General features: G+C 44.7%; 8 protein-coding genes. 1 reads left to right on the top strand and 7 read right to left on the bottom strand.

What is annotated here, in order from left to right; translation table 11 throughout:
* Positions 1 to 2: 2 nt before the first annotated feature.
* From cas8c to ACE41H_RS11560, 6 genes are all read right to left on the bottom strand, one after another.
* The gene (cas8c, locus tag ACE41H_RS11585) at positions 3 to 1,925 is read right to left on the bottom strand and encodes a type I-C CRISPR-associated protein Cas8c/Csd1 (RefSeq protein WP_375355408.1); all 1,923 of its coding nucleotides are present in this window, start codon (positions 1,923 to 1,925) and stop codon (positions 3 to 5) included.
* On the bottom strand, positions 1,926 to 2,645 hold the full coding sequence (gene cas5c, locus ACE41H_RS11580) for a type I-C CRISPR-associated protein Cas5c (protein ID WP_375355407.1): 720 nt from the start codon (positions 2,643 to 2,645) through the stop codon (positions 1,926 to 1,928).
* A 205-nt stretch (positions 2,646 to 2,850) separates the two neighbouring features.
* Positions 2,851 to 5,331, bottom strand: a complete 2,481-nt coding sequence (gene cas3, locus ACE41H_RS11575; protein ID WP_375355406.1) for a CRISPR-associated helicase Cas3' — start codon at positions 5,329 to 5,331, stop codon at positions 2,851 to 2,853.
* Positions 5,332 to 5,589: 258 nt separating this feature from the next.
* Positions 5,590 to 5,838 (bottom strand): SHOCT domain-containing protein, encoded by a 249-nt coding sequence (locus tag ACE41H_RS11570; protein ID WP_375355404.1) that lies wholly within the window; start codon positions 5,836 to 5,838, stop codon positions 5,590 to 5,592.
* 123 nt (positions 5,839 to 5,961) lie between these two features.
* Positions 5,962 to 6,657 (bottom strand): response regulator transcription factor, encoded by a 696-nt coding sequence (locus ACE41H_RS11565; RefSeq protein WP_375355403.1) that lies wholly within the window; start codon positions 6,655 to 6,657, stop codon positions 5,962 to 5,964.
* A 147-nt stretch (positions 6,658 to 6,804) separates the two neighbouring features.
* Positions 6,805 to 8,232 carry a sensor histidine kinase gene (locus ACE41H_RS11560; RefSeq protein WP_375355402.1) on the bottom strand — a complete coding sequence of 476 codons (1,428 nt, stop codon included), beginning with the start codon at positions 8,230 to 8,232 and terminating at the stop codon, positions 6,805 to 6,807.
* A 187-nt stretch (positions 8,233 to 8,419) separates the two neighbouring features.
* Here ACE41H_RS11560 and ACE41H_RS11555 point away from each other — a divergent pair, with 187 nt between their 5' ends.
* Positions 8,420 to 9,997, top strand: coding sequence for a multicopper oxidase family protein (locus tag ACE41H_RS11555; protein ID WP_375355401.1), 1,578 nt, complete (start codon positions 8,420 to 8,422; stop codon positions 9,995 to 9,997).
* Positions 9,998 to 10,153: 156 nt separating this feature from the next.
* Here ACE41H_RS11555 and asnB read toward each other — a convergent pair whose 3' ends face one another.
* Entirely contained in the window at positions 10,154 to 12,049 is a 1,896-nt protein-coding gene (asnB, locus tag ACE41H_RS11550) for an asparagine synthase (glutamine-hydrolyzing) (RefSeq protein ID WP_375355400.1), read from the bottom strand.
* Positions 12,050 to 12,096 lie beyond the last annotated feature (47 nt).

Below are 12,096 nucleotides of genomic sequence, written 5' to 3'. Positions count from 1 at the left end.
TATTAATTGTTTTTTTCTTGGTCATCTTGGTTCAAAGCGGCTTGCGCTGCAGTCGCAGCTTCCTTATCTTTCTTGCTCGTGTACAAATCCTGACGTTGACTGTAGAAGCCCAGCAAATAAAGCCCACTCAGCGGTTCGTCGGTAAATTTCTCCATTTTAAATTTAGATCCGACCTCATCAATTAACCCACTGTACCAGGAAGCATCCGTCCCCATCCGCGCCTGATAAGGCTGCAGACTGGACTGAATAATCGCCCACGTTCGTCTCGGATGCCGGGCAAAAGCGTTCATGTACCGTATCGCATTTGTCGCCCGTTTCTCTTCTTTGCCAAGCGCGTTTCTCTCCAGCACATCAGCAATGGCCAGGAGTCGGCCGAACAAGTAGTCACGATCATCTGTTTCTGTATTCAAAGCCACTTTAAAGCCCTCCTTCTCATATTTCTTGTTAATAAGCGCACAAGCAATGCTCAGCGTCTTCTCCCATTCCCAAGGCTCCATACCTGCCGGATTGGAAGCGCGGCTGATTGCGCTGCGTACAATATCAAGCGGAATGCTGCGACGATCCACAATGCAAGGCAACATCCGCTCCATCAGCCCTTTGACCACCTTATCGCTGGCTCTCGGACCGTAAGCGGCAAAAGCGATATCCCTCGTTGCCGGTGCACCGGGGAAGGTGATGATTTTGCCTTCATCACTTTTACGCCGATGCTCCCAGAAACAGGTTTCATGCCAATGTTGCAAATTATCGAGGAACGCCCCCCTCTTCATTTCGTTGTAGTAGACAATAGACATGCGTCCAGGAGTTGCCGCATCGAGAACCATAATGATCACATTGGACTTATAATCGCTCTCATAGCGGTGGCCGTTGATTCCTTTGCGAATCTGATTGGCATACTCCTTATGCGTGCTGTCCCCGCCTGCATCCTCTTCCTCGGACTCTGGGAACAAAGTGAATGCGTCCTCATGCGGGTCCGGGACCTCCAACTGCTCTGTTCCCCATACCAGGAACACCCTTCCATCCTTCTGAACACCCTGCTTCTCGATCAGCCATTTAAGCGCATTATGCGCCTTCTGCGACACATCATAGCTCACGGCTGCCGCTTCGCGGCTCGTCCGGAACCGCCCGCGATAAGTGAAGCCCGTCGAATCATTCGCCGAGATCAGCTTTGATTTGTCTCCCGAATTACGAATCCGACTTGCATGTTTATCTGCATAAGGCAGCCGCTCACCGGTCACATAACATAACTCGATTTCCTGAAGACTTGTATTATAGAATTGAATGAATGACTCTTGAACAGAGCGATCCCTCCACAGCCTCGATTCTGCTTCACCTGGAATTTGTACCGCAAAACGGATGAATGCAGAGCTTTGATCAGAGGCGATCACCTTAAAAATGGTCAGTTGTCCCTTCAGCTCTGCCTCTAACTCTGGTGTCAGCTTATCCCGCAGCCTGTTGTTCTCATCGACCCAAAGCTTTTGATCACGGATCAAATCCGCCATCAACGTCCCTTTACGCAAATACTCGTAGACGCTTTTCACCTTGGGGTGAGAAGACGGCGATTCGCACCATTCACGAAGCTGTGCCATATAATCGGCGTGAGGCGTGCCTTTCACCTCTCCGCAGTAGGTCGTGAAATCGCCAGCTACATAAACGAGTTTATCGAACAGCGGATATGGGACTGGAGCGCTCGTCCGGCTGGCCGAAGCCTCAGTGCAAGGAATAATCGTATTGCTTTCACTTTTATCCACAATCGCGGCATACTGATAGTTCCCGTTTCCATCCAGAAAAACCTCAATATGTGCGCTTTGCGTCGTATGTGATATAGGAATCAGCGCGTATTCACGGTCAAATCGATTTTTCTCGAATTGTCCGATGAGTTCGGCATGGTTCTCATACGTTTGATTCAAATTTGCAAGCCAACTCATTTACACCCTCCCATCTGGAAAACAATCATCGTGTAGTTCATCCGCAGATTGCGTGTTGACTGCGTTGAACGTCTTGACTGAGCCTGCGCCAGTCTTACGAATCATCGTACATTGCTCAGGTCGAATAAACGTAATGATGCCTTTCTCCATTTTGGCGCGCCATAGGCGGATTTCCCGCTCGGTTCGTCCTGTCTCATCCGGATAACTGATGCCATGCACCATCGTGCCAAAGTCGATCTCCGGCACTTCATCGTAAGCCCCTGTTCCCTCATCGAAATCGCATGGCTCTACATAACCTTGGCATTCACGCGTCCCCAGGAAAATATCTCTGCGTCCGCCAACCTGAACACAACGTTTGGCAATGTTATGGTGTTTGAACTCATTACGGTCATGGGCGAGATCCTCTCTAAGCAGGTTGAACTCAAAATGAGCCCTGACTCTGTAGCGAACGTCCCGTAAATATGTGTAATAAGCAAGTGTATTGCCGCCGTTATATTCAATGGGGCGTATGCCTTTGGACTCCGTCTGTATGACGTTCATCACCCGAACTTCATCAATGATCCATGTCAGAGTCGGTTTCCAGTATACGGAAGAAACGATCCCCTTCAGCGATTCATAGGTCGGCACCTGATAACTAAATTTTTCGCCTCCAAGTTTCGTCAGCGGGTCCGTAAATAAGGCATAGTTACCGGATACCTCAAATTCTATTTGATTACGCAATTCGCCTTTCTCCTTTCTTATGTATTATTATTTTAATTTTCAGAACCCTTGAATTCATCTTATAGCATGTTCCAAATAAATACAAGTAAAAAAAATTGCCGGTACATGCTCTTATATGCTAAACTCATTCTGTCGCTGCGAAGCGTGGATTGAAATTTATGAATTATCATTTGAGAACCCGCCATTATAGCGGGTTTTTGAATTTTCACAACACCGCGTCCTGCCATACACCTTCGCCCTCAGACTCTACGCCAAAAAATTCGTTATACGCCGGTTCGCGTAAGGCGAGCACATGACCATGCAATAGCGGATATAAGTCGCCGTTCTTCTCTAGCTTTCTTCTGTCATGATCGTAGATGTTCACGACATACTGCTGCGACTGCTTCAGGAGATCTCCCAGCTTGCGTATATCCAGTTCACCATTCAATTCACCATTCAAATCAGCAATTAGCTTCTTGGCTGCTGCATCATAAGGAACAAGCACCGCTATCGCCCGATTGCTGATCGCTTCGAAATGTTGCTCGGCTGTCGCCAAGGCGGCAGGGGTGATGACGCCGGGAAGCTTGCCATGCTTATTCTTGTAAGCATCCAGATAATAACGATTCGCCCCTAATAGTTGAAACAAATTTTGATCCAGCCGCTTGATCCGATACTGCATTTCATCCTTCATTTGCGCAAAATAGTATTCAAAATATTGCTTAACCGCAGCAGCCGACAGCAGATCATGGCCATAAAGCTCGGGCTGTACCTTGAACTCCGCCAACAGCCGTGTAGTCTGGTCAGCCCCGCATTGAATTTCCTTGAGCTGTTTCAAGCTCTCATCTGCCGATTTGATAATGTACACTTGACGCAATGCATCCTTGCCATGGCGGTTGCACCGCCCCGCTGCCTGAGCGATGGAATCCAGTCCCGCTAACGAGCGCACCACACATTCGAAGCTGATGTCCACCCCGGCTTCAATGAGCTGCGTGCTTACACACACCACCCGTTCCTCGGCCTCAAGCGCTTCCCTCATCTGCTTCAGCACTGCCTTCCGGTGAGCCGCGCACATATTCGTGCTGAGATGGAAGAGCTTAAAACCGCCTTTCCCTAGACCATCATGCTCATGCAGCTCATCGTACAGCTTGCGTGCCGCCGTTTTCGTATTCAGAATGATGAGCGTGCTGTTGACCTCATCCATTCGTTCCAGCACAAACTCGCCCAGTTGATCAGCCTTCCAACCCAGCGGTGTCGTCCGGTCCACAATCTCAACACGCTTGAAGCTTTTGCCTACCTCGGCCAGATTACCGATCATCTCAGGCTGTTCAGATAATCGCAGGCCATGCTTGACGAAATCCAGCGCAGGCTGCGTAGCTGTACATAACAACAAACTCGAATTGCCCAAAATATGCAGGAAATTCAAAGCCGAATTAAAGAGCGAAATACAATGAATAGGAACCGACTGTACTTCATCAAAAATAATGACCGCATTAGACAGCTGATGGAGCCTACGAACATTCCGCGTACCTTTGGCATAGAACGTATTCAGAAATTGCACCATCGTTGTAAAAATAATGGGGCGATCCCAATTGTCTCGAGCGAGCTTCAGCTTTTTCCGGTGAAAGTCGTAGGCCTCATCCTCCATCTCGTCCCTGTCGCTGGAAACGTATGTATCCGCTGCCCGATCCTTCTTGTCTTCATCAATTACATTGGAATGGTGCTCCAGAATCATATCGTCTTCCTTGATGATTTGTCTGATCTCGTCGGCGTTCTGTTCAATAATTGTCGTGTAAGGTACGATATAGATAATTCGTTCCTTGCCATGTTCGATCGCATGCTTTAATGCATATCGCAGGCTCGCCAGTGTCTTGCCACCGCCCGTCGGAATCGACAACGTATAGATGCCAGAAGGTTTAAATGCAAATTCTTCACATTGCCGAGACATTTCACGTCGCAGACGGTTAATAGGATGGTCCGCATTCTTGCCCGTCTCCAGCTTGTGGAGATGCTGCTGTAAAGCGTCGTACGCTCTTCCAAAAAACGCGGCCTGCTCTATGGGCTGTTCCGGCCCCGTCCCCTCTTCAAAAATCCGCGTACTCGTCCGATCCGCATCGATCAGACAACTGAACATATACTTAATGAGCAAGGAAGGCGTAATTTCGGATAACTTATGTTGTTTGACTATACCCAGCAAATGATTGACTTCTGCCGCAGCACTTGCAAAATAACGATCCAACTCTTCCACAGGTACAAGACTCAGAAACTCCCGCTCTGCCTGCTCGTATTCTTTCAATTCCGTCTCAACGACCCTTTTCATAAAAGGCGAAGTCTGCTCTGCACTGACAAAGTCCCGCAACCCTCCATGATGTGAAATGATGCAATTCGCTATCCATTCTGCCGTTGCCTTGTCCAACCCCTTCGTGGAGCCTGCATGATAACGACGATAGATGAATCTGCCTCCGGCAGTGGAATGGTCCACCGAACCTCGCTTGGGCGGCGCATGCGGGTTAGCGGCAGCTTGCTGAATATAATTGTAGAATTCATTCGTATTTTTGCCGAAATCATGCAGCCATCCTGCTATTCCCGCCAGGTGCTTAACTCCGATTTTCCGGCCACGACGCTCGCTGTACTCCTTCACCTCCCGCAAATGTGCCTCGACTGTCTGAATAGTCTTATCCTGCTCACGGATATGCGCGATATAATCCATTTGGCCCCCTATCATAAAACTATTGTCCTACTAAAATAAGGAATATAGTCTTATTGACGTTATTCGACGAACGATGTCGATCTCCTTCCAGAAAGACATTAATTTTGGTAAAAATCTAATGATATATCATTTACTCATAGAAAAAAGCCGCTAAACACAAGGAAATCCTTGTGTTTAGCGGCTTATTAAATTAATTACAAGCAAGGGGTACGCACGGATTTCAAGTTGGGCTACGCACGGAGGCTCAGGTTCAACTCTTCAATACTGGTTTTTGAGCATACTTGCTTTGTGCAGATATTCTTCATCGCTGATTTCTCCATTAGCATAATGCTCTTTAAGAATCATAAGCGGTTGATCTTCGGTTTTGCTTTGTCTCATTAATTTTCGTGTCACAATGTAAACAGTGATTCCTGCACTAATCACCAATAGAAGTAAACCACCAAACATCAAGAAGCACATATTGCTCATCATCGAACCATCCATCATCATGGAATTGTTATTCATCATATCGTTTTCCTCCTCTAAGATTTTAGTCTATACTATAGTCTGAATATGTGTGTAATTTATGAAAAAGATTCGGTATTCTTTAGCTATTAACCAGTCCTGCTTTTTCATAGTTCACCTCATAATTCATGTTAAATTCGCCCACCTGTATCCTACTCCCCATACGGTTTGAATGGGATTATAAGTTAAACCGGCAATCTGAAATTTTTCTCGTATATTTTTGATATGGGTATCTACTACCCTGGGATCTCCAAAAAAATCGTTTCCCCAGAGCTGTTCAACGATAGATGCCCTGGAAAACGTTCTTTGGGGGTTTTGTGCCAAAATCATGACAATATCGTACTCTTTGTGTGTTAATTCCACGGGTAAATTCTTGACTACAACCTGTAATCTCTCCGGGTATATGACTAGATCTAGAAATTCTATTTTTCGTTCTCTCTTGATTGCAGAGGCAGCTTGGTCAGCACGACGAACTAAGGCATAAATTCGTGCAATAAGTTCTTCGGGATCTACAGGTTTAACCACATAATCATCTGCGCCCGTTTGAAATCCTTGCACTTTATCTTTAATATCACTGCGAGCCGTCAGCATAATAATAGGAGTTGTACTGGATTGACGAATTTTTCCACAAACTTGCCATCCGTCCATATCGGGCATCATAATATCCAGTAAAACAACATCAAACTTGTTTTTAGCAAAGAGAGTTAATCCTTCTGTTCCATTATGAGCCTCAGTCACCTCAAAACCCTCTTTGCTCAAAACAATACGTAACAAATTTCGCATATTCCATTCATCATCGATGACTAATATGTTGGGACTCATGTCTACACCGCCTTTTTAGTTGATAACTGGTGCATTGGTGCAATGGTGGGTTTCAACTATAGTTCATTGTTATCCATCTTGCACTCGAAGAAGTATAAACTATATTTATGAAGTTTCTGTGGAGATGGAGGAATCTCCACAGTTAGCTTAGCTGTTCAGATCTCCGATTGGAAACATCACTTTAAAAACAGTACCTCTTCCTACTTGGCTGTCCACCTCAATTTTTCCGCCTTGTAATTGAACCAGATGTTGAACAATCGATAATCCAAGGCCCGTTCCACCGAGCTGCCTGGATCGGGATTTCTCCACCCGATAAAACCGCTCAAAAATATAGGGGAGTTCATCCTTGGGAATACCTGGCCCTGAATCCGATATGGCCACGATACCTTGCCTACCCTCTTGTGTTAATGTAATCCGGATGCTGCCTGTGGCCGTATAGCGAATGGCATTCTCCAATAAGTTCAGGAGAATTTGCTCAAACCGGACAGGGTCAATATAAAAGGAAGATACCTTTTCAAAGTGAGAACTCAACTCCAACTCCTTCTCATGAGCTTTTAATCTGACCTTATCCATAGATTGGCGAATAATCTCTGCCGGATCCGTCAGTTTCATATTTAGTTCAATCTTTCCTTCCTCCATTTTGGCTAATTCAAAGAGGTCATTGATAATGACGGTAAGGCGATGCGACTCTTCAGAAATGATATGTAAGTATTTTTGTTGTTCTGCCTCATCCTCCACATATCCTTTGGATAGAATATTTGCATATCCTTGCATATACGTTACAGGCGTTCGAAGCTCATGTGAAATATTCGCAAAAAACTCCGAGCGAGTATCCCGGTACCGTTTTAATTCCTTCGCCAGATCGTTAATGGCCTGTACTAGCGAGCCAATTTCATCTTTTGACGGAACGTGGAGCTGTGTATCCAATTCTCCCTTGGCAATTTTTCGAGTGGCCTCTTCAATTTTCACTAAGGGATCAGATAATTTTTTTGATAGAATGAAGATACAGCCCAATGCCAATATCAAAGTACCGACTCCTGCCAACACCAACAGCCACCGAATGGTTAAAATGGAGTTTTCCATACTTTCCAGGGAACTAATCACATAGATTCCCTTGATCGTAGAATCTGATGGAATATTCACGGGAATCCCATGCAGCAAATACAGTTGATTCTGATAAATGAATTCCTTCTCAAACTTCCTGCCCTCAAGCAAATCCTCATTGCTCCACACATCTGGCCAATGTTGAACACTTCGGTCATTTCCAGCATCTGATAAATAGGTGAATTCCCCTTTGTTATTTATTAAAAAAATCTCAACCCCAGTAAACTCTTCCATCGTTTCAAATGGGATGATTTGTTCCTCCAGCATGGAGGATAAATGGGCAGCGAGTTCATTGGCTTCTTCATGAGTCTGTGTGGAGTAAAAATTTGTAAAAATCTGATTAATGACAACCCCAAGCAATAATAGGATCACCATAAACAAGCCGAAAATGGTACATCCCCATTTCAAATAGATCCGGTTCCACTTCATTCTGGCATCATCCTTTTCATCTATCCATTCACCAACAACCATACAACGAAGGCACTCTTCGATACAATGCTTAAATTGTTCATGGGACATCGTACTGAAATTATCCAACATTTCAACTTTTGGTATGACAATGAAGGTTGATTTTTTAGGACACTCCATAAATTCCACACAATTGGATGATATTCTTGAGCCAATTACAACTTTACCAAGATCTTAAGGAGAGTAGACAATGAGAAAAAAGTACAAAACATATATGGTTATCGCCGTGATGACCTCGTTATCCCTTCTTTTAGCAGCATGTACAAATGCGGTAACTGGTGGGATGGATCACTCTCAAATGGATATGGGAGACGGAAAAATATCTGCCGAGGACATAAAAAAGAGTAGTGCTCCGCTTGTGGAAACACCACAAGTACTGTCTGGCAACAAAATCAATTTAAGTGCGTCTGAAGGCCAGCTGGATGTAGGCAATGATAAAACGATTCCTGTATACACATTCAACAATTCCATACCCGGACCACAAATCAGAGTCAAAGAGGGAGAAAAAGTATCGATCACCTTGACCAATAATTTACCCGTACCCACGACCATCCATTGGCATGGACTGCCGGTCCCTAATGCCATGGATGGAATCCCAGGAGTGACCCAAAATGCCATCCAACCGGGAGAGGCGTTCACCTATTCTTTTACAGCGACTACCCCAGGAACGTATTGGTACCATTCTCACCAGGATGCCGTCAATCAATTGGATAAAGGCCTCTATGGCAGTTTTGTGGTTGAAGATGCCTCGAAATCCTCGGATCGGGATTTTACGTTGATGCTGGATGAGTGGGCAAGTTCGGGAACGACCAGTATGGACGGGATGAACATGACCGATATGGATGGAATGGACATGTCAAACACAGAGAGTTCAGGAGGCGAAGAAGCTGCTCACGATATGAGTATGTACGATCTGTACACCATTAATGGTAAGACGGGAACCGCTACGCAAACCTTAACAGTTAAGAAAGGAGAAAAAGTACGTCTACGGCTTATCAATGCCGGATTTTTAACCCATCCAATGCACTTGCACGGTCATGATTTCCGTGTTGTTGCTTTGGATGGTCAATCGTTAAATGAGCCTACTGCATTAAAGGATCAATTGATATCCATCGCTCCCGGTGAGCGGTATGATATTGAATTTGTGGCAGACAATCCTGGTGAATGGCTTCTCGAGGAACACGGAGATGATCCAAAGGTTGAGGGCATGCGTGTAAAAATAGCTTATGAAGAACATGATGGGACATCAAACGATGCCGAGAATTCCAGCACGACCTTGCCTACATTTGATATGACTTCTTACGGTAAAGCAGACAAAAAAGGATTGACCCCATATCAATTTTATGATGTGAGATATACGATGGAACTTGGAACGAAAGAGCAGGACGGGGAAACCGTATATACGCTGAATGGCAAGACTTACCCAGATACCGAAAATATTGTTGTTAAAAAGGGAGATAAGGTATTGGTACGTATGGTAAACAATTCAGCAACAGATGATCATCCGATGCACTTGCACGGTCACTTCTTCCAGGTATTAAGTAAAAACGGAACGGATCTCACAGGTTCACGGGTTTTAAAAGATACCGTTAATTTAAAGCCTGGTGAGGAAGTAATCGTAGCCTTTATAGCTGATAACCCAGGAAACTGGATGTTCCATTGTCATGATCTTCATCATGCCTCCGCTGGTATGGTGACAGAAGTAACATACTCCGATTTTAAATCTACATTTGTAAACGATCCGAAAGCTGGGAATAAACCAGAGTAAGATATGGAAGGGGGCTGTCCTAGCCCCCTTTTCAATTTTGTTAAGCCAGAAGATTGCGATTTCCGGTTGTTCTTAGGAATGCTTCGTTCTCGGAGCCGTCTCACCCACGCACGAAAAGAGTGCCCCCGGTCAAGATCCTTTGGGGACACTACAAAATCATGAAATAATCTTTTTCTTAGAAGGAACCGAAAACGATTGTGTTTGATCCTCCATATAAAGCTGGTGCCACATCATAAATACCAGTACGGTCCACAATTTACGGCTCATATCCAATTTTCCTTCCTTATGGATCTCGAGTAATTGAAGAACATATGATTTGTTGATCCATCTATCCACGTCTGCTGTCATGATCAGGTTTTTAGCCCATTCATACCATTCCTTTTTCAGCCATACTCGGGTAGGTACAGGAAACCCGAGTTTTTTTCGCTGCTGCACATCAGGCGGGACTACATCTTTCATCGCTTCCCTGAGCAATATCTTCGTTGCGGCAGGTGTAACTTTATACTTGGTAGGGATTGTTGCAGCCCATTCAAACACTTTGGTATCCACAAAAGGAACACGAAGTTCCAAAGAGTTGGCCATCGACATTTTGTCTGCTTTCATTAAGATATTACCTCTCAGCCAGGTGTGAATATCCACATACTGCATCTGGGTAACTTGATCATACTGTTTAGCTTGTTCATAAAGTGGCTTCGTTACCTGCAGCGTCGAATGACAAGCTCCAGCTTCGGACAGCCATGGGGACAGCACCTGATCCTTTTCGTGGTCCATGAATATTTTCGCATTTCCAAAGAATCGTTCTTCAAGCAAAAGGCTACCTCGTTCCAAAAAGCTCTTACCTTTCATGCCAGCAGGCATCAGTTTGGCAAGATGCCCAACTGCCTTTCGCATACCGACCGGAAGATCTTGAAATATACGCAGTGCATAGGGTTCTTTATAAATATGATAACCCCCAAAAAATTCGTCAGCCCCTTCACCCGAAAATGCCATTTTTACGTGCTGACTAGCCAATCTGGAGACAAAGTAAAGACCGACCGCTGATGGATCTGCTAAAGGCTCGTCCATATGCCATATTAAAGAAGGTAAAATATCCATATACTCTTGAGCATTAATACAAATTTCGTGATGTTCTGTCCCTAAATAAGCCGCCGTTTTCCTGGCCTCCTCCAATTCGCTATATCCCGGCATGTCAAATCCCACCGAAAATGTTTGGGTAGGCTCCAGCCGATGCAGCAGCCCCACTAAGCTTGCGGAATCAATGCCTCCCGATAAAAAAGCGCCTCTGCGGACATCTGAATTTTTGTGTATACGTACAGATTCCGATAATATGGAACGAGTCTCCTCAGCTAAATCGGAGAAGGATCTATTTTCATTCGGAGCAAATTTCACTTCATAATACGGTTTGATGGTCACTCCTTTTTCCTGGATAATCATATAATGACCAGCTTTCAGTTTATAAATCCCTTTAAACATAGTCGCTGGTTCAGGCACATATTGAAACGTAAGATAGTGATATAACGCATTCTCATCGACTTCCCGATCCATCCTACCGGAAGCCAGTAATGATTTTATTTCGGACCCCACCATATAACCAAATACATTCTCACTGTAATATACAGGTTTAATGCCAAATTGATCCCGTGCCACAAAGAGAAGCTCTTTTTTTCGATCCCATATCGAGAATCCAAACATCCCCCGCAAATAGTTTACACATTCAAATCCAACTTCCTCATACAACCGAAGCAGTACTTCCGTATCTGAATGGGTATGAAAGATATGCCCCTTTTGTACCAACCAATCCTTTAACTCTTTATAGTTATAGATCTCCCCATTGAAGACAAGCCAAATATCCTGATTATGATTTGTCATGGGCTGAGCCCCGTGCTCGATATCCAGTATGCTCAGTCTTCGAAAACCCAAACCGATGTGATCATGGATATACAGATCCTCATCATCAGGGCCACGATGGGCGATTATATCCGTCATCTTTTGTAGCATATTTCTATTTACAGGCACTTGATATTTGTTAAATAGGCTTACGAATCCACACATTAGGCATAATCTCCTCTAATCAATATGGCAAGATTGTACCCGTAAAT

It is taken from the genome of Paenibacillus enshidis (genome assembly GCF_042136365.1).
Lineage (GTDB): Bacteria > Bacillota > Bacilli > Paenibacillales > Paenibacillaceae > Paenibacillus > Paenibacillus enshidis.
Note: the sequence above shows the minus strand (reverse complement) of the source record. Positions and strands in the feature narration are given on the sequence as shown.